General features: G+C 54.8%; 22 protein-coding genes. 4 read left to right on the forward strand and 18 right to left on the reverse strand.

Annotated features, from left to right (window positions below):
• Nucleotides 1-6: 6 nt before the first annotated feature.
• Entirely contained in the window at nt 7-1,278 is a 1,272-nt protein-coding gene (locus ACT9TW_RS08060; RefSeq protein ID WP_315687767.1) for a DUF445 domain-containing protein, read from the reverse strand.
• A 171-nt stretch (nt 1,279-1,449) separates the two neighbouring features.
• Here ACT9TW_RS08060 and ACT9TW_RS08065 point away from each other — a divergent pair, with 171 nt between their 5' ends.
• Nucleotides 1,450-1,737: a BrnT family toxin gene (locus tag ACT9TW_RS08065; RefSeq protein ID WP_166717774.1), complete on the forward strand. Its 288-nt coding sequence runs from the start codon at nt 1,450-1,452 to the stop codon at nt 1,735-1,737.
• Complete coding sequence (locus ACT9TW_RS08070) at nt 1,724-2,026, forward strand: BrnA antitoxin family protein (protein WP_166717775.1); 303 nt, start codon at nt 1,724-1,726, stop codon at nt 2,024-2,026. Before ACT9TW_RS08065 ends, ACT9TW_RS08070 begins: the two co-directional genes overlap by 14 nt.
• A gap of 35 nt (nt 2,027-2,061) precedes the next feature.
• Here the strand turns inward: ACT9TW_RS08070 and ACT9TW_RS08075 are convergent, their stop codons facing one another.
• The 3 genes from ACT9TW_RS08075 to ACT9TW_RS08085 all read right to left on the reverse strand — a co-directional run bounded on the left by ACT9TW_RS08075 (nt 2,062) and on the right by ACT9TW_RS08085 (nt 4,217).
• The gene (locus ACT9TW_RS08075) at nt 2,062-2,700 is read right to left on the reverse strand and encodes a LysE family translocator (protein ID WP_446492071.1); all 639 of its coding nucleotides are present in this window, start codon (nt 2,698-2,700) and stop codon (nt 2,062-2,064) included.
• A gap of 47 nt (nt 2,701-2,747) precedes the next feature.
• Nucleotides 2,748-3,491 (reverse strand): helix-turn-helix domain-containing protein, encoded by a 744-nt coding sequence (locus ACT9TW_RS08080; protein ID WP_446492072.1) that lies wholly within the window; start codon nt 3,489-3,491, stop codon nt 2,748-2,750.
• 180 nt (nt 3,492-3,671) lie between these two features.
• Nucleotides 3,672-4,217, reverse strand: a complete 546-nt coding sequence (locus ACT9TW_RS08085; RefSeq protein ID WP_259834332.1) for a YfaZ family protein — start codon at nt 4,215-4,217, stop codon at nt 3,672-3,674.
• Between the two features lie 561 nt (nt 4,218-4,778).
• On the opposite strand from ACT9TW_RS08085, the gene ACT9TW_RS08090 reads away from it, so the two are divergent.
• Nucleotides 4,779-5,471: a hypothetical protein gene (locus tag ACT9TW_RS08090; RefSeq protein WP_446492073.1), complete on the forward strand. Its 693-nt coding sequence runs from the start codon at nt 4,779-4,781 to the stop codon at nt 5,469-5,471.
• A 234-nt stretch (nt 5,472-5,705) separates the two neighbouring features.
• Complete coding sequence (locus tag ACT9TW_RS08095) at nt 5,706-6,185, forward strand: Hcp family type VI secretion system effector (RefSeq protein WP_446492074.1); 480 nt, start codon at nt 5,706-5,708, stop codon at nt 6,183-6,185.
• A gap of 41 nt (nt 6,186-6,226) precedes the next feature.
• Here ACT9TW_RS08095 and yjiA read toward each other — a convergent pair whose 3' ends face one another.
• The 14 genes from yjiA to hpaG all read right to left on the reverse strand — a co-directional run bounded on the left by yjiA (nt 6,227) and on the right by hpaG (nt 21,094).
• Entirely contained in the window at nt 6,227-7,180 is a 954-nt protein-coding gene (gene yjiA, locus ACT9TW_RS08100) for a GTPase (protein WP_446492075.1), read from the reverse strand.
• A gap of 10 nt (nt 7,181-7,190) precedes the next feature.
• Nucleotides 7,191-7,394 carry a YbdD/YjiX family protein gene (locus ACT9TW_RS08105; RefSeq protein WP_003856610.1) on the reverse strand — a complete coding sequence of 68 codons (204 nt, stop codon included), beginning with the start codon at nt 7,392-7,394 and terminating at the stop codon, nt 7,191-7,193.
• Nucleotides 7,395-7,492: 98 nt separating this feature from the next.
• Nucleotides 7,493-9,646: a carbon starvation CstA family protein gene (locus tag ACT9TW_RS08110; protein ID WP_395675829.1), complete on the reverse strand. Its 2,154-nt coding sequence runs from the start codon at nt 9,644-9,646 to the stop codon at nt 7,493-7,495.
• A 207-nt stretch (nt 9,647-9,853) separates the two neighbouring features.
• Nucleotides 9,854-10,753 carry a helix-turn-helix transcriptional regulator gene (locus tag ACT9TW_RS08115; protein ID WP_446492076.1) on the reverse strand — a complete coding sequence of 300 codons (900 nt, stop codon included), beginning with the start codon at nt 10,751-10,753 and terminating at the stop codon, nt 9,854-9,856.
• Nucleotides 10,754-10,934: 181 nt separating this feature from the next.
• A complete protein-coding gene (locus ACT9TW_RS08120) occupies nt 10,935-11,447 on the reverse strand; it encodes a 4-hydroxyphenylacetate 3-monooxygenase reductase subunit (protein ID WP_446492077.1) in 513 nt (170 codons plus the stop codon).
• Nucleotides 11,448-11,464: 17 nt separating this feature from the next.
• Nucleotides 11,465-13,027 (reverse strand): 4-hydroxyphenylacetate 3-monooxygenase, oxygenase component, encoded by a 1,563-nt coding sequence (gene hpaB / locus ACT9TW_RS08125; protein ID WP_446492078.1) that lies wholly within the window; start codon nt 13,025-13,027, stop codon nt 11,465-11,467.
• Nucleotides 13,028-13,223: 196 nt separating this feature from the next.
• Nucleotides 13,224-14,114: a 4-hydroxyphenylacetate catabolism regulatory protein HpaA gene (gene hpaA, locus ACT9TW_RS08130; RefSeq protein WP_446492079.1), complete on the reverse strand. Its 891-nt coding sequence runs from the start codon at nt 14,112-14,114 to the stop codon at nt 13,224-13,226.
• 9 nt (nt 14,115-14,123) lie between these two features.
• Nucleotides 14,124-15,470: a 4-hydroxyphenylacetate permease gene (gene hpaX, locus ACT9TW_RS08135; protein ID WP_446492080.1), complete on the reverse strand. Its 1,347-nt coding sequence runs from the start codon at nt 15,468-15,470 to the stop codon at nt 14,124-14,126.
• 21 nt (nt 15,471-15,491) lie between these two features.
• Nucleotides 15,492-16,289: a 4-hydroxy-2-oxoheptanedioate aldolase gene (gene hpaI, locus ACT9TW_RS08140; protein ID WP_446492081.1), complete on the reverse strand. Its 798-nt coding sequence runs from the start codon at nt 16,287-16,289 to the stop codon at nt 15,492-15,494.
• A 9-nt stretch (nt 16,290-16,298) separates the two neighbouring features.
• Entirely contained in the window at nt 16,299-17,102 is an 804-nt protein-coding gene (gene hpaH, locus ACT9TW_RS08145; protein ID WP_108089514.1) for a 2-oxo-hept-4-ene-1,7-dioate hydratase, read from the reverse strand.
• Between the two features lie 8 nt (nt 17,103-17,110).
• Nucleotides 17,111-17,491: a 5-carboxymethyl-2-hydroxymuconate Delta-isomerase gene (locus ACT9TW_RS08150; protein WP_446492082.1), complete on the reverse strand. Its 381-nt coding sequence runs from the start codon at nt 17,489-17,491 to the stop codon at nt 17,111-17,113.
• Between the two features lie 9 nt (nt 17,492-17,500).
• Entirely contained in the window at nt 17,501-18,352 is an 852-nt protein-coding gene (hpaD, locus tag ACT9TW_RS08155; protein ID WP_446492083.1) for a 3,4-dihydroxyphenylacetate 2,3-dioxygenase, read from the reverse strand.
• A 1-nt stretch (nt 18,353) separates the two neighbouring features.
• Nucleotides 18,354-19,820 carry a 5-carboxymethyl-2-hydroxymuconate semialdehyde dehydrogenase gene (gene hpaE / locus ACT9TW_RS08160; RefSeq protein WP_182059454.1) on the reverse strand — a complete coding sequence of 489 codons (1,467 nt, stop codon included), beginning with the start codon at nt 19,818-19,820 and terminating at the stop codon, nt 18,354-18,356.
• The gene (gene hpaG, locus ACT9TW_RS08165) at nt 19,817-21,094 is read right to left on the reverse strand and encodes a 4-hydroxyphenylacetate degradation bifunctional isomerase/decarboxylase (RefSeq protein ID WP_446492084.1); all 1,278 of its coding nucleotides are present in this window, start codon (nt 21,092-21,094) and stop codon (nt 19,817-19,819) included. Before hpaG ends, hpaE begins: the two co-directional genes overlap by 4 nt.
• Nucleotides 21,095-21,349 lie beyond the last annotated feature (255 nt).

Genomic DNA, 21,349 nt, shown 5'->3' on the forward strand with positions numbered 1-21,349 from the left:
CCGCTTTTACAGATGCAGTACCGTCGGGATTTGCGAGAGCAAAAACAGAATCAAACCAATGGTCCCGCCTACCAGCGTGCCGTTGACGCGGATGAACTGCAAATCTTTGCCGATATTCAGCTCTATCTGACGTGACATATCTTCGGCGTCCCAACTTTTTACCGTGTCGCTGATGTGGCGGGTGAGAAACGCGGCAAAGTCCGGCGCAACACGGTGTGCCGCCTGTTCCAGATGCTCGTTAAGCGAAGCCTGCAGACTGGCATCCGCCATCAGCGTTTCGCCAAACCACAGCCCGGCGTTGGCGATGCGTTGCTTCACGCGTGAGTCTTCGCTTTGCATATCTGTCTTCAGCCACTGGCGCAGGTCGGCCCACATTTCCCCAAGATAACGGTTAAACGCCTCGTCATTTTTCAGGTAATGCTTGATGTTACCGGCTCTGGCAGCCATCTCCGGGTCGTTTTTCAGGTTGTCGATAAGCTTTAGCGTGGCCCTGTCGAACGCCTGGCGGATCTGGTGGGTACGATCGTGGCTGATATCGTCCAGCAGGGTATTCACCGCATTAGAGATCATCTCTGCGCTTTGCTCGCCGAGCCACTCGGTTGGCAACACCATCGCTTTGCGCGGGTGTTCCGTCTCAAGCCAGTGAACAACCTGTGTGGCGATAAATTCCCGTGAACTTTCACGCTGAATCAGCGTAATCAGTCGATTGATGATGGCGTCCAGCAGCACCTGATGGCGATTGTTTCTGGTCATGCTCTCGAGGATGACGGCGCTGGTTTCGGTGAAATCCACCTTATCGATAGCCTTATGTACGGCGCGCTTTAGCAGGCGCTGGATGCGTCCGTCGTCGGTGAGTTCGAGGAACCCGCTCATCACCTGAATCAGATGCTGCCCCACGCGCCGGGCGTTGTCGGGCTGGCTGAACCAGCCGCCAATCATTTTTGCCGGTTCATAGCGGCGGATCAGCGCCACCAGGGACTGCGTATCGAGAAATTTCTCCTGTACGAACAGGCCGAGATTGTCGCCGATCCGGTCTTTATTACGCGGGATAATCGCCGTATGGCGCGAGATAAACGGGACCGGTACGCGGCGAAACAGGGCGACCACCGCAAACCAGTCCGCCAGCGCGCCAACCATTGCCGCCTCGGCAATGGCCTTCACACCCCGCACCCAGAAGGTCTGAGGCAGGAAGAGCGTCGCGATAAATGCTGCGCCGGCAATCAGCAGCAGCGACAGCGCCAGCAGCTTGGCGCGCTTGAGTTCAGTCTGTTTTTCCATGGGGTAAGGATAGAGGGAAGCGGGGGGAAGATGCAAAGTGGGTGAAACATCATCTTATTTGCGATTCTGGAATACGGCTTCAGGAACGCGAGTGTACCGAGGGAAATTTCGTTTAATTTTCCATCGTTTTGTATATTCTTTTTTGTATATACAATCAGGGAAGGGTACACTATGCCTACGGAGTTTGAATGGAATAGCAGCAAGGCGAAAAGCAACCTGCAAAAGCACGGGATCCGTTTTGAAGAGGCGGTTTTGGTTTTTGACGATCCCTGCCATTTGTCTGTGCAGGAGCGTTATGAGAACGGCGAGTTTCGCTGGCAAACAATCGGACTTGTGCATGGCATCATTGTTATTCTGGTTGCGCACACGATCCGTTTTGAAAGCGGGAATGAAATCATTCGTATCATCAGCGCACGTAAGGCAGACCGTAAAGAAAGGAGCCGTTATGAGCATTGTTAAACATAAACGCGGTAGTGCTGCTGAAGTTAGCGTTCATCGCGAGGCCGAACTTCACGCGTTAGCGGAAAAACCCGACACGGAAATTGACTATAGCGATATTCCGGCAACGGATGGGGCGCTGTGGAACGACGCGGTGCGCGGCAAGTTCTATCGACCGTTAAAAACCCAGGCGTCTGTGCGTATCGATGCAGATGTTATGGAATGGCTTAAACGCCCGGGAAAAGGGTATCAGACGCGACTCAACGCTATTTTACGCGAGGCGATGCTGCGCGATCAGAACAAAAAATAGCGCTTAACGGGCAGCACCAATGGCTGCCCATTCGCTCAGAAGGTGCTTCCCAGTAATCTCCACAGCACCCACCCGCCAAATACCATCAGCACTCCACCTGCCGTACGCTCGATAATCCAGACTGAGTGGCTTAACCTCTTCTGCACGGCGGGCAGCCCGATCAGTGACACCACGGCTAAGTCCCACACCAGCACAACCATCACCATCCAGATGCCGCTCACCGATTGCTGTAGCAAAGTTACGTCCGGCCCCAGCAACGCCGTCATTAAGGCCAGGTAAAACAGGGCATTTTTCGGGTTCAGCAAGGCGGAGCCAAGCCCGAGTAGGATCTGTTTGCGCCATGTGGGGATGTGCGGGTTTGTTTCTGTTAGCGAAAGCGGCTGCGGTGTGCTGCGCACCAGTTGCGAACCGATCCACAGCAGATACAGCGCTCCGCAAAGCTCGATAAGCGTAAACAGCCACGTAAACTGGCGCAGCGCGCTCCAGCCGATAATCACCAGCAGGATGTACACCCCGTTGCCTGCAGCAATCCCTATGCACAGCCCGGCGCTGCCGCGCAGGCGGTAGCGTGCGGCGTAGCCTACCAACAGGAAAAAATCCGGCCCCGGGCTTAACAGGGCGACAAAATGTGCCAGCGCCAGGGCGAGAAATGCGGAGGGGAAGAACAGTTCCATAGTGACCTCATCATAAAAACAGAGGTCAGGTTACGGCTACCCAGAACCTATTTATTGTCTGATATTGATCGGCCCGTTGCGTACTGGCGAGGTGTGGCCGCCGTATAGCTCACGAAGGTTTTGTGGAAATGGCTCTGATCGGCAAAACCGCTCTGGTAGCCAACGTCCGCAATATCATCTCCGGCACGCAGCCTCGCTTTGGCGTACTCCACGCGTGAGATGTTGAGAAAACTGCCCGGCGTTAAGCCAGTATCTTGCTTAAAAGAGCGGATCAACGTCTCTTTACGCAAGGAAAATTGCTGCGCCAGTACGTCCAGCGAGGGCGGGGTGGCAAGGTCAGACAACAACGCCTGCTGGAGTAACTGGCTGGTGGGTCGCAGTACGTGTTTGTCTTCGTCGCGCTGGGGGAGAGCAGAAAGCAGCGCATTAAGCGCAGAGGGGGTCATGTTTTCAACAACTTCAAGATAATGCGCAAACAGTGATTCATCGCGGATAACCTGCTGCGCGAGAGGCAAATCGGTGTCGATATAGAGCATATGGTAGCTGCGCGGTTGATCTGCCACTGGGTTACAGCTGTGTGGTACGTATGCCGGGATCACCACGATGTCGCCAGCCTCCAGAAGGTACTCTTGCCCGTTACATACGCAGCGCGTCTTCCCTTCCACAATGGCACCGACAGAAAGCTGAACATGGCTGTGGCGTTTATATGCCTGCGTACTGTGCCATGTGCTGCGCAGCTCTACACCCGGTTGCCGGGAAAAGGTCTGGTGAATATGGCGCGGTGTTGTCATTGGTCTGTCCTGACTTCGTTTTATTTTTTATAGCACAGCTGAATGCAGAGTCGGAGATCAGGATGGCGAGAAAGCGATTTGTTTTATGTCACATTTAACATTAATCGTATCAATAATTGGCTGGCCGAGCGTTAATAAAAAAACCTGCCATCTGGCAGGTTTTTTTGAACTCAATAAGGCTTAGAAGCTCACGCCGCCGCCAACATAGGCACCGTCGATCAGGGTGTGGTTTGGACGACCGTCTTTGCCATCAACGCTCACGTGGCGGTAACCCACTTTCAGGGTCACGGGTTTGATTGGGGTCCAGCTTACGCCGCCGTTGGCTTCCACGTAGTTTTTCACGCTGTTGTTCAGGCCGTCTGGTGCCACATAGCCTTCACCAAACACGTTAATGCTGTCGGTCACGGCAACGCTCACGCCGCCACCGATTGGGAAGGCCACGCCGTTATCGCCTTTTTTCGGGCCAACGTAGAGAGCTTTCGCACCAGCGTTCAGCATCACCGGGCCAACTTCGAAATTGTAACCTGCGCCAACGCCACCGGTCGTGGTGCCGTCATCGGTATTTTTCAGCCAGCTACCTTCGGTGTATAAACCAGAGGTCGATTTGCCCATTTCAACATTCAGGTTAGTGAAGTTTTTACCCTGCTCAATACTCCCGCCCATTGCCAGTGCGGAACCCGACACAACAGTCAGAGCAGAAAGGATAAGAACGTTAAGCTTTTTCATGAGTGTTTCCTCGTCATCAAATTAATCTGAGGACACCTTAACAAGCGATGTTTATGACTGCAAATGTGATGTGGTTCGCAATTTTATGCTGATTTTGTTAATGGATTTATCTTTTAGTGTTGGTTAAAGGTTGGTTTACCGCCGCGTCAATACGTATTGTTTTGGAGTTTAGAAAAAGTTTAATTTTCTATCTAAACAGACGTTGAACAGGGAGGGGATATTGATTCGGCGTGGATTAATTACGTTTCTAATAATTTCCAAAAATGTTTCAAATGTCATCGTTGAAAACGTAAATTTACATTTCTATGCTTAAAATATACGCAACTGTACCAAACAAATGCATATTGATGGCATCAATGCATTTGACATCATTTCATTAAATGATTTTGGGCAAGGACATTTCCTGTGTTCTGCGTTTGTCATGTGTATGTTGATTAAGCTGGACTTTTATCTACGTAAACTCAGATCCCGATCTCAAAGAGTAGGCTTCCTCACCATTTACGCGAATTCAGAAAAGGACTTACACTTTTAACAGGACGTAATTCATGGCAAGGAACGAATATGTATTACAGGAATGATGTCATCAGTTATTTGCAGTCCAATAAAATTCTTGCAACGAAACTGGACCATGCCGTCGCGGGCGTAAGGGACGCAGTAGTTGACCAAATTGAAACAATCGGGGCAGGCGCAAAGCGAGCACTTTATTACACGTCATGTTTTACGGATGAATATCAGGATGTCTGTAAAAGACAAAAAACTGAAGATCAGAGGTTTTTATACGGCGTTGTTCATCTTTTGCAACATAGAGATGTTGTTTATGAAATGCTCAAAGTATATTTTGATGAAATATTTAAAAACAAAACATCGAGTCAATTGGAACATATCAAAAAGATGCTAATGGCAGTGAATATCCACATTGCTGCTAGCTCTCTTTCCAGAGTAGGCTTCACATTAGCGACGGCCTCTTCTGTTGCTGTGGGCATGGGACTTAAACTTGAACTTAGTGTCTTTACTGGTCGCGTGGCGGGTATAGCTTCAATGGGCGCCAGCTTATATGGTGTAGTGCAGAAGGCAGCAGATTCAGCCTATAGGCTCCGCTTCACTAATCCCTCTTACTATGCGGCATTATATATGCAGGAGTTAGAGATGATGTATTTCCTGATCGAACCCATATTTGAGCGTGCCGGTGCAATAAAAGCACAATGGGCTTCAGATGAAGATGTTGTAGACATTATTACAAGAATGATTAGGTAGGTGCAATGATATACATAAAGAGAATGTTACTTTGGCTAGTTCGTCAGTTATTTGTATCCTATGCACCACAAATATGCATGATGATTTTTGCAGTGTCATATATTCATTTTTTCAGAAATGGCCCTCTATGGCCTATTGGCCTGTTTGCAATATTCATAATTTATATATTTGCACGTTACGTGAAGTGGTGAAATTTAGTCATTAACCTTCTATATATCTTGATAAGGAAATTATATGTCTACCCCCGCACACCTCTGGCTCGAAGATGAAAATGGATCTCCCATCGTCGGCGGCTGTTTAATGCCTCTGCGTTTAGGTTCCATCGAATTGAAATCATTTGCCCACGGTGTAACTATTCCCGTTGATCCCAACTGGGGAAAACTCACCGGTACACGCGTTCACAGTCCTATTACCATCGTCAAAGAATTTGACCAGACTACCCCCATTCTTTATCGCGCGGTGTGTGAGGGGCGAACCTTAAAGAAAGCCATCATCAGGATGTACCGCATTCTTGATTCCGGTATCGAGGCTGAATATTTCAATATCATTCTTGAGAACGTAAAGCTCACGACGGTTTCACCGTACCTCTCTCCTAATGGCCTAAGCAGCACGCATCTGGAAACGCTTGAATTGCGTTATGAGTCGATAACCTGGAAGTATACGGAAGGAAATATTATCTATCGTGATACGTGGAATGATCGATGCACTGCCTGATTTCATAACCCTCTCCAGAGGGAGAGGGGGCAGAACGCCAACTACTTACGTAACCCCGCAAACGCCGCCCGGATCTCATCTTCCGGCAGCGCCAGGCCAATAAACACCATCACGCTCCGTGGTGCTTCATCACCCCAGGGTCTGTCCCAGTCGGCGCTGTACAGGCGCTGCACGCCCTGGAACAACAGGCGGTTTGGCTCGCCGTCTATCCACAACATCCCTTTGTAGCGCAGCAGCTTGTCGGCGAACGACAACAGCAGGTTTTCCATTACGCGGGACACGTCGCTGATATCCACCGGGTAATCCAGCTCGACCACAATCGACGACACATCGTTTTGCTTGTCGGCCATAAAGTGAAAGCGCGGCTTCGAGGTGACGTTCTCTTCCAGCATAAATCCGTTGGTGTTGAACAGCTGAGACAGGTCGATATCGCCAAAGGTCACGGTATAAACCGGTGCGCGTGAGTTAATGCGTGCCAGGCGTTCGCGCAGCTTTTCGCTGTAGCCCGCCACATCGGTTTTGGTCAGCAGGATGCGGTCGGCGTAGCCCACCTGGGACTGAGCGATAGTAAACTGGTTCATCTGTTCGTCGGCGTGTACCGCATCAACCAGCGCAATCACGCCGTCCAGCAGGTAGCGCTGGCAGAGGATTTCATGAGAGAAAAAGGTCTGAATAATCGGGCCGGGATCGGCCATGCCGGTGCATTCAATCACCAGGCGGTCGAAGTCGATCTCCCCGCGATCTCGGCTGTCGAGCAAATCGAGAAGAGCGTCTTCTAATTCATTAGAGCGGGTACAGCAGATGCAGCCGTTGGTCAGGGTTTTGATCTGCGTGGCGCGATCGCCAATCAGCTGGTCGTCTACCGAGACTTCGCCGAATTCGTTTTCGATAACGGCGATTTTGAAGCCGTGCTGTTCGTTCAGAATATGGCGCAGCAGGGTGGTTTTACCTGCGCCGAGAAAACCGGTCAGCAGGGTGACGGCAATCGGGGTCATGGTCTCTCCTTTAGCAGCAGCGTACGCCGCCTTCTCCACTTCCGCCGTAGCGTGCTTCCTGACGCTCGCGGAAGAATTCGGTGTAGGTCATGTACGGCTTATCCGGGTGATTGGTCTTCATATGCTCAACGTAGTTGTCATAGTCCGGGATGCCAATCAGCATTTTCGCCGCCTGACCAAGGTATTTTTTCGCTTCGCCTAAGTTACCAAACATTGTGGTTTCCAGATAGAAAAAGCCCGACGAGGGGGCCGCCGGGCGTTGTTTCCCCTCACCCCAACCCTCTCCCAAAGGGAGAGGGGGAGGATTGCGGATTAATGGTGTGAAGAAGTCTTCACGCCACCTTCAGGAACCGGTACATACGGGGTTTCTTTATCCGTACGACCACTCGCGTTACGCACATTCATCCAGGTTTTGATGCCGTAGAAGATGATGCTGTACACCACCACCAGGAACAGAATACTCAGGCCTGCGTTGGTGTAGTTATTCACCACGATATGGTTCATGTTGGCAATCTGCTGCGCGGTCAGATCCGCGCCGCCTGCGGCAATCTTCGCTTTGTACTGGTTAGCCATGAAGAAGAAGCCTTCCAGCTGCGGGTTGGCGCTGAACAGTTTCAGGCCAAGCGCCCAGGTGGTGCAGAGCAGCAGCCACAGCGCAGGTACCACGGTCACCCAGATGTATTTGGTGCGTTTCATTTTCACCAGTACAACGGTACCCAGCACCAGGGCAACAGCCGCCAGCATCTGGTTAGAGATACCGAACAGCGGCCACAGGCTCTTCACGCCGCCCAGCGGGTCGACAACGCCCTGATACAGCAGGTAACCCCACAGACCAACACAGCCCGCAGTACCCAGCACGCCTGCCACCAGAGAGTCGGTTTTCTTCAGGAACGGCACGAAGTTGCCGAGCAAGTCTTGCAGCATAAAGCGGCCAGCACGGGTGCCCGCATCCAGTGCAGTCAGGATGAACAGCGCTTCAAACAGAATACCGAAGTGGTACCAGAAGCCCATGTCCGCCCACGGCAGCACTTTGTGGAACACGTGGGCGATACCCACAGCCAGCGTCGGTGCGCCACCCGCACGGTTCAGAACTGACGGTTCGCCGATGTCCTTCGCCGTCTGCATGATCTGCTCAGGTGAAATCACAAAGCCCCAGGAGCTGACGGTTGCCGCAGCGTGTGCGCTCGCATCTTTCAGCTGCGCCATGATCAGCGCCGCGTTGTCACCGCCCATCTCGTGCAGGTTTGGCATGGTGATGCCCAGACCGGCTGGAGGGGTGTTCATCGCGAAGTACAGACCTGGCTCGATAATGGACGCTGCCACCAGAGCCATGATCGCCACGAAGGATTCCATCAACATGGCACCGTAGCCGATCAGACGCGCGTCTTTCTCGTTCGCCAGCAGCTTCGGTGTGGTACCGGAGGCAATCAGCGCGTGGAAGCCAGATACCGCGCCACAGGCGATGGTGATGAACAGGAACGGGAACAGTGCGCCTTTCCACAGTGGGCCAGTACCGTCGATGTACTGCGTCACTGCTGGCATTTTCAGATCCGGGTTAATCACCAGGATACCGATCGCCAGACCGACGATAACGCCGATTTTCAGGAAGGTCGCCAGGTAGTCACGCGGTGCCAGAATCAACCAGACCGGCAGCAGGGCAGAGATGAACGCGTAACCGATCAGCGCGAAGGTGATGGTGGTGTCCTTGAAGGTCAGCGCCGGGCCCCAGTACGGGTCGTGTGCAATCACGCCGCCGAAATAGATGGACGCCACCAACAGCACAATACCAATCACCGACACTTCGCCCACACGTCCTGGGCGCAGGAAGCGCATGTAGATACCCATGAACAGCGCAATCGGCACGGTAGAGCAGACGGTGAAGACACCCCACGGGCTTTCGGCCAGTGCTTTCACCACGATTAACGCCAGCACCGCAAGGATGATGATCATAATCAGGAAGCAGCCGAACAGGGCGATAGTCCCCGGCACGCGGCCCATCTCTTCTTTGACCATCTCACCCAGAGAGGCGCCGTTACGGCGAGAAGAGATAAACAGCACCATAAAGTCCTGCACCGCACCCGCCAACACCACGCCTGCGAGCAGCCACAGGGTACCTGGCAGGTAACCCATCTGTGCCGCCAGTACCGGGCCGACCAGCGGACCTGCACCCGCAATCGCGGCAAAGTGGTGGCCAAACAGCACGTAGCGGTTGGTTGGCACGTAGTTCAGGCCGTCATTGTTGATGACCGCCGGCGTGGAACGCGTCGGGTCAAGCTTCATGACCTTTTGCGCGATATAAAGACTGTAGTAGCGATAAGCCACAAGGTAGACGGAAACAGACGCGACCACGATCCACAGGGCGCTTACGTGTTCGCCCCGGCGTAATGCGACAACCGCCAGACAGAAAGCGCCGAGGATCCCGAGTAAGGCCCAGGGCACGTGCTTCAGTAGTTTTTTAGTATCCATAATAGACCTGGTTTTTTATGTAAAGAAAAAAGGGTCAGGGTTCGTTGTGTGGAGGTATTGATTAATGCTGGTGGGATCGTGCCAGATCGTTACACATGTAAAGGAAGGTAAATGGGCGAGTGGTTGTAAGTCGTGGGTAAGCGGTCAAAGATGCGGGCGAGTGGTTCAGACTCGCCGCAGGCGGTAAAAATTATGTGATTCAGATCACTACGTTAGCGTCTCTGGCTCCTGGGTCAGGTAGCCTTCCAGCGTATCCAGAAGCTTATCTTTCAGCCATTGCGGCTCCAGAACCTGAATGTCGGGCAGCCAGTAGAAAATCAGCGGCAGGATCTGATTTTCGTGTGCAGCCTGGCAACGAAGCGTTGTGCCGCTGTGTTGTTCGGCAATCAGCTCCTGCTCTGGCAGTAAATTCCGGCGTCTGAAGTAGTGTGAAATATTATTGTTTATGAATATTTTCACCTCGAAAGTATCTTCCGATACCCAGGGGCCTGGGCTTTTTTCCAGCAGCGCAAGGGTGCCTTCTTCAGGGATAAATGTGGTGCTCTGAATATCAAACCAGCTTATCTGGCTTAGTGAAAAGGATTTCAGCCGCCTATTTTCGGTGGCTTGTAAATACCATATATTCTTTTTGTTAATGAGTTTGTAGGGGTTAATTTGACGTGTTTTGCCTTTATAAACGATCTGGCAAACATTACAGTTTTTAATCGATTTCTCAATATTAGGTAAATGACGGCGAATATCCGTTTTCACGGTATGTTCTGCATTGTTGCCCAGAATGAGAATATGATTGTCATCCACGCGAGTTTCGAGCTGTTGCCAAAAGTCGGTATTTCGCTCAGGAAAAAAATTATCAGCATTCAGGAAGTTAGCAATGGTGTGGTGCAGCCCCTGCCCGGAGGGCGCTTGCGGGGAGTGGATCAGGCGATATTGCCCATTACCGGTGTGCTCAACAATGGGTGAAAGTGCATTCAAATCACGATACACGGTGCGCTCAGTAATTTTAAATTTTTCCATCAGTGCACTTCGGTTTACCACACCGTTTAAATGTAGCTCTACCAGAATATCGACCAGACGTTCAGCCGAGCGGCTCCGCGTCGCATTAGCCATAAGGTATTCCTGTTAATTTAATGGATCTACGCTGAATTATGCGGGCAGCACTGACACGGGATGTCAGTATTCAGGCGCAGTAAATTTCTCTTATGGTTATATAACGGCGTGATTTAGCGGAAACCTTAATATTTTTTGCGGGAAGCCGCGCTGGCCGGGGGATAGCCAGCGCGTAGAGGGGTCAGATGACAGCGTCCATCTCCATCATTACCGGGTGGAAACGGCGTTTAAAATAGATCAGGCCGTGGCCCTCCTGGCTCAGAATGATATTTTTGATTTCAACCAGATAGACCAGATGTGTACCGATGGTCTGCACCTGGCTTATCTCTCCTTCAAGGCTTGCCAGCGCACCTTTAAGCACCGGCTGTGCCAGCGGGCCTTTTTGCCAGCAGGAAAGGGTAAAACGCTCTTCCATCTCCATGCCGGTCATTCCGGCGAAGTGGCGAGCCATGATCTCCTGCTCGTGGTTAAGCACGTTAACGCACAGTCTGCCGTTGCCCTGAAAAACCGGATTCATGGCGCTGTTGGCGTTGATGCACACCATCAACGAGGGCGGTGTATCCGTCACCGAGCAGACCGCGGTAGCGGTAATGCCGCAGCGACCGGCATCACCTTCGGTGGTGACAATATTGACCGCGGCCGACAGGCTGGCCATTGCGTCGCGAAAACGCAGGCGTTGTTCATCTGATTGCATTGAAACCTCCCGCTGCGTTATTTCAGCAGCTTGTCCAGCATGTTGATATCGGTGTTGTTGTGCAGGTGCGGTACCGTCCAGCCGCGCTGGTCATACTCAGACATGCAGCGGTCGACCATCGCCATCATTTTGTCCATGTTGCCGGAGCTTTGTGCCTGACGCAGGCATTGCAGGCGAATTTCATCCTGGCTGCCGGAGTAGTTGATCTCATACAGCTCATGACGGCCGCCAAACTCGCTGCCGATGGCATCCCACATCAGTTTTAAAATCTTGATGCGTTCAACGTGATCCATACCGTTGGAGCCACGCACGTACTTCGCCAGATACTTGTCGATTTGTGGGTTGTTCAGGTCGCGGGCGCTGGAGGGCAGATAGATAAGCCCGCTGGTAACGTTACGCTCGATGATGTTTTTGATCTTCGCATAGGCCATTGGCGCCATGACGCGATAGGTTTGCAGCGCGGCATGATCCGGCAGATACGCGCCGTTCACCCACGGAGTCGCTTCTGAACACATGGAGTCGCTCAGCGCCCAGAACATATTACGCCAGGCCACTACTTCACCCAGGTCTGCCTGCACGCCGCGGAACTCCAGCGTCCCGGTGCACTCCAGCGATTTCTTCAGCAGAGCAGTGATAAAGTCGAGTTTCACCGCCAGACGCACGCAGGCTTGCAGCGGATACATACGGGCAAAACCGCCTTCCATGGTCCAGCGACGGCAACGGTCGAAATCGCGATAGATGAGCACGTTTTCCCACGGGATCAGCACATTGTCCATCACCAGAATGGCGTCGTTCTCGTCGAAACGGCTGGAGAGCGGGTAATCGTAAGGGGAGCCGGTGGCCCCGGCCACCATCTCGTAAGAAGCGCGCGAGATAAGCTTCACGCCTTCGGCATCCATCGGAGCGACGAACATCAGCGCGAAGTCCGGGTTTTCGCCCATCACCTGCGCGGAGCCAAAGCCGATCATGTTGTAGTGGGTCAGCGCCGAGTTGGTTGCCACCACTTTCGCACCGCTGACGATGATCCCGGCGTCGGTCTCTTTTTCCAGCTTGATGTAGACGTCTTTCACCTCGTCCGCCGGTTTGTGACGGTCGATCGGCGGGTTAACAATCGCATGGTTGAAGTACAGGCCTGTTTCCTGAATGCGGGTGTACCAGTTGCGGGCGTTCTGCTCGAACTGGCCGTAGAAGGCCGGGTTAGCACCGAGCGCGCAGCCGAACGCGGCTTTGTAGTCCGGCGTGCGGCCCATCCAGCCGTAGCTCAGGCGTGACCACTCGGCGATGGCATCGCGTTGCTGGCGCAGGTCGTCGGCGCTTTTCGCCACGCGGAAGAACTTATGGGTATAGCCGCCGCTGCCGGTGTCGGTGCCCCAGCAAAGGGTATCCTGCATGTCCGGTTTGTGCAGGGCGTCGTACATCTGCGCGATGGATGCCGCCGCATTACGAAACGCCGGATGGGTGGTGACGTCTTTGACGCGTTCGCCGTAGATATAAATCTCACGGCCGTCCTGGAGGCTTTTTAAATACTCTTCGCCGGTTAATGGACGTTTGGCATCAGCGCGGAAATCTTCAGGCTTCATAGGGACCTCGTATCGGAATAGGGGTTGTTAAATTTATGTTTTGTTTTTGTTGTTTAATTGAAGCGTGAGAGAGGGGCGACGTGAAGGGACGATTGGGACAACAACGGGTACTTTTCGGGTGGGTGTGGGTTTTGTGATCTGTGCTGCTTTTCGGCGGGTGGCGCTGCGCTTACCCGCCCTACGGAGCGTAGCCCCATTACGACACCGGTACTTTCTGCGCCCGGTACGTGCTGGGTGAGCATCCCACTAAGCGATTAAAAAATCGGGCGAAATAGGCCGGATCTTTAAACCCCAGCTGCCAGGCAATCTCGTTCACCGCGTTATCGGAAAAAAGCAGCAGCCGTTTGGCTTCGCGCAGTTGCCGGTCGAAGATCAGCCGTTTCGGCGGGCGGTTGGCGAAGCGGCGGCAGATATCGGTCAGGCGGGATTCGGTGAGATGCAGTTCGCAGGCGTAGTCCGGCACCGTCCAGTGCTGGTGGTAGTGGGTGTCGATCATCTGGTTAAAACGCTGGAACAGCTTCAGCTCGCCGCGCATCCCGCTGGCCGCGTGGTCGTCGAGCTTCGCGTTGCGCAGCAGCAGAGTGAACACCGCCTGGGCTAAAAGTACCAGCGTATGTTCGCGTCCGGGCAGTTGTTCCGTGGATTCGCGTTCGATCAGCCGCCAGTAGTGTTTTAGCGCCGCCAGCTCGTCCGGTTTGTCGGCCAGGGACAGGCAGATCCCCGGCAGGCCGAACGCTTCTCGCGTGCCGGGGTAGAGCACTTCAAGCAGGGGCCAGACCAGATCTTCGCGTACCGTCAGCACATGCCCGTCGCTGTCGGATTCAGTGATAAACGCGTGCGGCACCGACGGTGGCGTGAGCACAAACAGCGGTGCCTGCACCGAATAGCGATGATCGTCGAGCTGAAGCTCAATCTGCCCGGTATCCAGAAAGTGCATCTGAAAGAACTGGTCGTGGCGATGCGCCTGCATATCGCGGCCAAAAAAGGCCGCCATGCGGGCAAACGACTGATAGTGCACATCGTCGGTGCCCAGACTTTCGTCGTACTCTTTGCTGATATCGATATTCGCTATCGGGCTTTGGCACATAACCGCTCCTTAGTGGATCTTCTGCGCCGCCATGCCTGGCACATTTTCACGGCTTTCCCGCTGGGTCATCGGGATACGCGTCAGCACCAGCGCGCCCACCACCAGCAGCCCGGCCACAAACCACAGCCCTGAGCTAAAGCTGCCGGTTGTATCGCGCAAGATGCCGATTAACAGCGGGCTGACGGCCGAACCCACATTCCCGATGGCGTTGATCACCGCCAGCGCCACCGCGCGGGATTGTAGGCTAATAACCTGATCCGGTGTGGTCCAGAATATCGCCATAGCGGTAAAGGATCCGGTTGAGGCCATGATGATGCCAAGCAGCTGGATCAGGCTGTGCTCGGTCGCCGAGGCCAGCATCCATCCCGCCGCCGCGAACAGATACGGCAGGATGGTATGCTTTTTTCGCTCTTTCAGCCTGTCGGAGCGGCGGCTCCACCAGATCATCCCAAGGATGGTACAAAACTGCGGGATCGCCGCCAGCAGGCCAATCACGATATTGCTGCTGTGGCTGTTAAAGCTTTGCAGGATCTGCGGCGTCCAGATGTTGATCGCACTCAGTGTGTTGGTCAGGCAGAAATAGGCCAGCGTGTAGAGCAGTACCGCCGGGGTCAACACTTCACGCAGCGTCGAGCGCGGGGTGGTGGCGTTTGCAATCGCGTGCTCCTGCTCGCGGGCAATCATCGATTTCAGCGTCTGTTTTTCTTCATCATCAAGCCAGGTGGCCTGATCTGGCGTGTCGTTAAGGAAAAACCAGGTCACGACGCCGAGCACCACTGACGGCAGCCCTTCCAGCAGGAACAGCCACTGCCAGCCTTTCAGGTTCCACACCCCGTCCAGCGCCAGAATATACCCGGAGAGGATCGAGCCGAGCATCATGGTCACTGGCATGGCGATCATAAACAGCGCGTTAGCGCGGGCGCGGTGATACGCCGGGAACCACCAGGTGAGATAAACCAAAATCCCCGGCAGAAAACCGGCTTCGGCAATCCCCACCAGCATCCGCAGAACGTAGAGCGTCTGCGGGCTGGTGGCGAACATCGTACAGGTTGAGGCAACGCCCCACACCACCATGATCCCGGCGATCCAGCGCCGCGCGCCGATCTTCGCCAGCATGATGTTGCTCGGGATGCCGCATAGCACGTAGGTAACGTAAAACAGCGTTGCCGCCAGGCCAAACATGGTGGAGGTCAGGCCCAGATCTTTGCCCATCGTCAGCCCGGCAAAGCCAATGTTAATGCGGTCAAGAAACGAGAAGACAAACAGGATAAAGAGAAACACGATCAAACGACGGAACAGCTTGTTAATCACGCGATGTTCTACAGCTTTATTATCTTGCAGGGCAGAGGTCGTCATGGTGCGCTCCACATCGTCCGTTCAGTAGACGGATTTATTGTTATTGACTGATGTAACCGGTTTTTCGATAAAACGGGCTGCCAGCGCTTCGGCGCTACGGGCCAGCAGGGTGGTATCCACACCCACGGCGACAAACAGCGCACCGAGTTCGAGATAGCGTTTTGCCAGCGTTTCGTTAGCCATCAGGATACCGGGCGCTTTACCTGCGCTCAGGATCTGCCCGATGGCCTGTTCGATGGCGGCCTGCACATCCGGGTGCTGCGGATTACCGGCAAAGCCCATGTCGGCGCTGAGATCCGCCGGGCCAATAAACACCCCGTCGACCCCTTCCACATCCAGGATCTGCGGCAGGTTTTTCAGTGCCTCGCGGGTTTCTATCTGCACCAGCACGCACATGGCATCGTTCGCCTGCTGCAGGTAATCAGGAATACGGTTCCAGCGCGACGCGCGGGCCAGCGCACTGCCAACGCCGCGGATCCCCGCAGGGGGATAACGGGTGGCGCTCACCGCCAGACGGGCTTCGTCGGCATTTTGTACCATTGGCACCAGCAGGGTTTGCGCGCCCACATCCAGCAGCTGTTTGATCTGCACCGGATCGTTCCAGGACGGGCGCACCACCGGCTGGCTGGCGTAAGGCGCAATCGCCTGTAACTGTGTTAAGACGGTTTGCACGTTGTTTGGCGCGTGTTCGCCGTCGATCAGCAGCCAGTCGAAACCCGCGCCTGCCAGCAGCTCTGCGCTGTAGCTGCTGGTCAGCCCCAGCCACAGGCCGATTTGTGGCTTTCCGGCTTTCAGCGCGGTTTTAAATGCGTTTTGCATGGTGAACTCCTACACAAAGCGGCAGCTAATCGAGCCCATGTTGCCGTAGTCCACGTGGAAGGTGTCGCCCTTGCTGGCGGCCACCGGGCGGGTAAACGAACCGCCGAGGATGATTTGCCCCGGTTCAAGCTGCACGTCGTACGGCGCCAGTTTGTTTGCCAGCCACGCCACGCCGTTCGCCGGGTGGTTGAGTACGCCTGCGGCGACGCCGGTTTCTTCGATCACGCCGTTGCGATAGAGCAGGGCGGAGATCCAGCGCAGATCCAGCTCGTCGGGTTTAATCGGCCGTCCGCCGAGGATCACACCGGCGTTGGCGGCGTTATCGGAAATGGTGTCGAACACTTTGCGCGGGCGCTGGGTGTCGGGATCGATGTTGTGGCAGCGGGCGTCGATCAGCTCCAGCGCCGGGATCACATAGTCTGTGGCGTTGTAGACATCGAAGATCGTGCAGTTAGGGCCGCGCAGCGGTTTGGCCAGCACGAACGCCAGCTCCACTTCAATACGCGGGACGATAAACCGATCGACGGGAATGTCGCTGCCGTCGTGGAAGAACATGTCGTCCAGCAGCGCGCCGTAGTCCGGTTCGCTTATCTGCGAGCTGGCCTGCATGGCTTTGGAGGTGAGGCCGATTTTATGGCCTTTCAGCACGCGGCCTTCGGCGATTTTCAGGCTTACCCATTCGCGCTGTACGGCGTAGGCGTCGTCGATGGTGATCGTCGGGTAATCCAGCGAGATCTGGCGGATCTGCTCGCGAGATTGCTCCGCCTGGTGCAGACGATGTGCGATCAGGGTATGGGTGTGTTTATCGAGCATAAAAGACCTCAGCGAAACAGTGCGTGCACATTGTTTTGTTTGTAATTGAGCGTCGGGTGCAGTTCGTCGAGCTCAAACGACAGCGCCAGATAGCGGCTTTCCATCAGCTCTGCAAAATGCGTTTTGATAAGCCCAAACAGCATCTCTCCCACCGCCTCGCGGCTTTCCAGGCTGCGCCCGGTGCCTATTTTCAGCGTCATATGCACAAACGCGTAATCGTGCTTACCGTCGGCCATCTGCCAGGTATCCAGCCAGTGTGCGCGGCTACGGATACCGCCGAGCGGGAAAATGCCCGTGGCGGCGAGCGCCTCGTTCACTTTGGCAAACAGACCCGGTAGGTCGGCCTGCTCGCGGATATTGTCGGTACATTCAGCAATAAAATGCGGCATGGTGGCTCCTTACGCGGGCAGCGGGAAAACAGCGTTAACCTGGCCGGTGCCGGAGCTGGCGAACAGCTCGGTGAGAAACTCCACCTTGCCGTCGTATTTGTCCCATCCGAGCATCCCCAGCAGCATTACCGTGTCGTGCATATTGCCCTCGCCGTAGCAGTAGTCGGCGTACTCCGGCAACATGTCGCAAAACGCCTTGAACTGGCCTTCGCGCCACAGCTTTACCACGCGCTCGTCCATCTGGCGGTCGAACTCGCGGGTGTAGCTGTTCATCCCTTCTTCCGCACGCTGGTCGTCGATAAAACGGTGCGACAGGGAACCGCTGGCCAGCACGGCGACCGTGCCGTCGTATTGCGCAATCGCGCTGACGATAGCTTCACCGAGTCTGCGGCTGTCGGCGAAGTCGTGCACGGTGCAGAACGCCGAAATCGAGATCACTTTGAAGTGCTTGTCGCTGTTCATGTAGCGCATCGGCACCAGCGTGCCGTACTCCAGCTTCAGGCTCGGGATGTTATGCGCTTTGGCCCGCACGCCGAGCTTCACCGCTTCGTCGGCAATCAACTGGCCGAGTTCTGGATTGCCGTCGTAGTCATAGGTCATGTCACGGATAAAGTGTGGCAGCTCGTTGCTGGTGTAGATGCCAGAAAAATGATCCGCACAGTTAATGTGATACGCGCTGTTCACCAGCCAGTGGGTGTCGAAAACGATAATGGTATCGACGCCCAGCTCTCGGCAGCGCTTGCTGATCTCTTTGTGTCCGTCGATGGCCGACTGACGGCAGCCGTGGTTTTTCCCCGGCAGCTCAGAAAGATACATCGACGGGACGTGGGTGATTTTTGCCGCTAACGCTAACGTACCCATATCAGACCCCCCATTTTGGAATCGGATGGTTGCCCATAGAGATACAGACGTTTTTCATTTCGGCGAACACTTCAAAGCTGTACTCGCCACCTTCGCGCCCGGTGCCGGAGGCCTTCACGCCGCCAAACGGCTGGCGCAGGTCGCGCACGTTCTGGGTGTTCACAAACACCATGCCGGCTTCGATATTGCGTGCCAGACGCAGCACTTTGCTCACATCCTGGGTCCAGATATAGGATGCCAGACCGTACTCCACGTCGTTGGCCAGGCGAAGACCTTCCGCTTCGTCTTTAAACGGCAGCAGGCACGCCACCGGCCCGAAGATCTCTTCCTGGGCCACGCGCATCCGGTTGTTCACATCGGCCAGCACGGTCGGGCGCAGGAAGTTACCGCCTTTCAGGTGCGCAGGCAGGTCAGTGGGTTTGTCCGGCCCGCCTGCCAGCAGGGTGGCACCCTCTTCAATACCGAGGCGGATATAACCCGAGACTTTTTCCCAGTGTTGCTGGCTAATCAGCGCACCGACCTGCGTGTTCGGATCGGTTGGGTCGCCCACGCGCAGGCGGTTGGCGCGCTCGGCGAAACGTTTGACGAATTCCGGGTAGATGCTCTGCTGAATGAAAATGCGCGAGCCCGCGGTGCAACGCTCGCCGTTGATAGAGAAGATGGTGAACAGGGCGGCATCCAGCGCGCGCTCGATATCGGCATCTTCAAAAATCAGTACCGGTGATTTGCCGCCGAGCTCCATCGAGTACTTTTTCAGCCCGGCATTTTTCATGATGTTGCGACCAGTGGCGGTACCACCGGTGAATGACACGGCGCGCACGTCGTGGTGACGCACCAGCGCATCACCCGCTGTCGCGCCATAGCCCTGCACCACGTTCAGCACGCCCGCCGGAATACCGGCTTCCAGCGCCAGCTCGCCCAGACGGTCGGCAGTCAGCGGGGAAAGCTCAGACATCTTCAGTACCGCGGTATTGCCCAGCGCCAGACACGGCGCGACTTTCCAGGTGGCGGTCATAAACGGCACGTTCCACGGCGATACCAGCGCACACACGCCCACCGGCTGCACCAGGGTGTAGTTCAGCATCGTGTCATCGACCGGGTAGGTTTTGCCGTTCATCTGCTGGCACACTTCGGCGAAGAACTCGAAGTTGTGCGAGGCGCGCGGGATCAGCACGTTTTTGGTCTGGTGGATGGGCAGACCGGTGTCGGCGGTTTCCATCGCAGCGATCTCAGGCACGTTCTGGTCAATCAGATCGCCCAGGCGGCGCATCAGGCGCGCGCGCTCTTTCATCGGCAGGTTGGCCCATTTCGGGAACGCCTCTTTGGCGGCGGCAACGGCCTGATTTACCTCGGCTTCACCGCCGGAGGCCACTTCTGCCAGCACTTCGCCAGAGGCTGGATTAGTGGTGTGGAAGTAGTCACTTCCCGCCACGTTTTTGCCGTTGATCCAATGGTTTATCTTTTTCATTTTGTCGTCTCCTCACTGACAATTCGGTTCACCAGGCGGCCCACGCCTTCCACTTCCACCACCACTTCGTCGCCAGGCTCCACGTCGGAAAGCCCTTTCGGCGTGCCGGTGGCAATCATGTCCCCCGGTTGCAGGGTCATAAATTCGCTCAGGTACGCAATCAGGAACGGGATGCTGAAGATCAGGTCTGCCGTGGTGCCTTGCTGGCGTAATTCGCCGTTAACGAAGGTGCGCAGGGCCAGGTTGTGCGGGTCGGGAATGGCCGCTTTTGGCACGATGTTGGGGGAAATCGGCGTCAGCCCGTCACGGCTTTTCACCCGCAGATTCGGGCGATAGTAGTTTTCGAGGTAGTCGCGGATGGCGTAGTCGTTACAGACCGTATAGCCCGCGACATAGTCCATCGCGTCGGCTTCGCTCACCTTGTGCGCGGTTTTGCCGATGACCACCACCAGCTCCGCTTCGTAGTGCATGTATTCAACGTTGTCCGGGCGTACCGACGTCTGGTTATCACCGTTAAAGGTGTTCGGGGCTTTGATAAACACCAGCGGCTCGGTGGGTGGTTTGAAGTCCAGCTCGCTGGCGTGATCGGCGTAGTTCAGCCCCAGGGCAAACAGCGTGGGGTGTGAATGTGGGCCTTGCGCAGGGGCGATATCGCGTTCGTTGACGACCGGGTTTTCCAGTGCCGGGAAACCTTCGGCCAGAATGCGCACCCGATCGCCCGGACGCAGCGCCACGCGGGCCTGCGGTGTGCCGAGCAAAATGGCATCGCCAGGATTCAGGGTGGCAAATTCGCTCAGGGCGCTGAGCAGTTCGGCGGCGTTGCGCTGTAAATCTGCGGTGTTCCAGTGGTCTGCTTCGCGGCCATTGATTTCGGTAATGATGGTCAGGTTATCGACGTTATCAACCGCGACAAGCTCACCCAGAGGGCAGAAGCCGTCACGGCATTTGGCTTTGATAGCCGGGCGGTAGAAGCTCTCTTCCGGCAGGCTCACTTCGTTGGCGAGTGCGTATCCGGCGATGTACTCCGCCGCGTCTTCAGCCTGCACCTTGCGGGCGGTTTTCCCCACCACCAGCGCGACCGTGGCCCCGCTTAACACCGTTTCACCTTGCGGGAACGGGATGGGGTCGCCGGCACGGATAACGGTGTTGCCCGGTTTAATAAACCAGACGGCGGTTTTTGGCGGGGTGTTATAGGGGGCTTTTTCAAACGCTTCACGCCAGGTTTCACGCTGGCTTTGATGATTCAGCGCGACGGCAAAAACAGTACCTTTCATTGACTACTCCTCAGGCCGGAGGTCCGGATTGCGATTTCATTAATATGTTAATGATCTGGTTTTATGCTTTTGCTGTTTGTTTCGCAATCAGAAGTGAAAATTTTGTGATAGGAATAACAATAAATTTACATATATAATTAAAATAATATGTTTATCAGTGTTTTAATAGAAATTCGTTGTTTCTGTTAGACTTTTTGCCAGAAAACGTGTTGTTTATAAAAACAGCTTTTTTGAATTGTTTACTTGTTAATGATT

Source organism: Enterobacter sp. C4G1 (genome assembly GCF_052886895.1).

Excerpts from the sequence above, each read along its gene's own strand:
- ACT9TW_RS08110 (WP_395675829.1), bottom strand. The coding sequence starts at position 9,646 with ATGGATACTAAAAAACTACTGAAGCACGTGCCCTGGGCCTTACTCGGG.
- ACT9TW_RS08085 (WP_259834332.1), bottom strand. The coding sequence starts at position 4,217 with ATGAAAAAGCTTAACGTTCTTATCCTTTCTGCTCTGACTGTTGTGTCG.
- ACT9TW_RS08095 (WP_446492074.1), top strand. The coding sequence starts at position 5,706 with ATGTCTACCCCCGCACACCTCTGGCTCGAAGATGAAAATGGATCTCCC.
- ACT9TW_RS08060 (WP_315687767.1), bottom strand. The coding sequence starts at position 1,278 with ATGGAAAAACAGACTGAACTCAAGCGCGCCAAGCTGCTGGCGCTGTCG.
- ACT9TW_RS08115 (WP_446492076.1), bottom strand. The coding sequence starts at position 10,753 with ATGGCTAATGCGACGCGGAGCCGCTCGGCTGAACGTCTGGTCGATATT.
- hpaE (WP_182059454.1), bottom strand. The coding sequence starts at position 19,820 with ATGAAAAAGATAAACCATTGGATCAACGGCAAAAACGTGGCGGGAAGT.
- hpaD (WP_446492083.1), bottom strand. The coding sequence starts at position 18,352 with ATGGGTACGTTAGCGTTAGCGGCAAAAATCACCCACGTCCCGTCGATG.
- hpaG (WP_446492084.1), bottom strand. The coding sequence starts at position 21,094 with ATGAAAGGTACTGTTTTTGCCGTCGCGCTGAATCATCAAAGCCAGCGT.
- hpaA (WP_446492079.1), bottom strand. The coding sequence starts at position 14,114 with ATGTGCCAAAGCCCGATAGCGAATATCGATATCAGCAAAGAGTACGAC.
- ACT9TW_RS08070 (WP_166717775.1), top strand. The coding sequence starts at position 1,724 with ATGAGCATTGTTAAACATAAACGCGGTAGTGCTGCTGAAGTTAGCGTT.
- hpaB (WP_446492078.1), bottom strand. The coding sequence starts at position 13,027 with ATGAAGCCTGAAGATTTCCGCGCTGATGCCAAACGTCCATTAACCGGC.
- hpaX (WP_446492080.1), bottom strand. The coding sequence starts at position 15,470 with ATGACGACCTCTGCCCTGCAAGATAATAAAGCTGTAGAACATCGCGTG.
- yjiA (WP_446492075.1), bottom strand. The coding sequence starts at position 7,180 with ATGACCCCGATTGCCGTCACCCTGCTGACCGGTTTTCTCGGCGCAGGT.
- ACT9TW_RS08150 (WP_446492082.1), bottom strand. The coding sequence starts at position 17,491 with ATGCCGCATTTTATTGCTGAATGTACCGACAATATCCGCGAGCAGGCC.
- ACT9TW_RS08105 (WP_003856610.1), bottom strand. The coding sequence starts at position 7,394 with ATGTTTGGTAACTTAGGCGAAGCGAAAAAATACCTTGGTCAGGCGGCG.
- ACT9TW_RS08120 (WP_446492077.1), bottom strand. The coding sequence starts at position 11,447 with ATGCAATCAGATGAACAACGCCTGCGTTTTCGCGACGCAATGGCCAGC.
- ACT9TW_RS08090 (WP_446492073.1), top strand. The coding sequence starts at position 4,779 with ATGTATTACAGGAATGATGTCATCAGTTATTTGCAGTCCAATAAAATT.
- hpaI (WP_446492081.1), bottom strand. The coding sequence starts at position 16,289 with ATGCAAAACGCATTTAAAACCGCGCTGAAAGCCGGAAAGCCACAAATC.
- ACT9TW_RS08075 (WP_446492071.1), bottom strand. The coding sequence starts at position 2,700 with ATGGAACTGTTCTTCCCCTCCGCATTTCTCGCCCTGGCGCTGGCACAT.
- ACT9TW_RS08065 (WP_166717774.1), top strand. The coding sequence starts at position 1,450 with ATGCCTACGGAGTTTGAATGGAATAGCAGCAAGGCGAAAAGCAACCTG.
- hpaH (WP_108089514.1), bottom strand. The coding sequence starts at position 17,102 with ATGCTCGATAAACACACCCATACCCTGATCGCACATCGTCTGCACCAG.
- ACT9TW_RS08080 (WP_446492072.1), bottom strand. The coding sequence starts at position 3,491 with ATGACAACACCGCGCCATATTCACCAGACCTTTTCCCGGCAACCGGGT.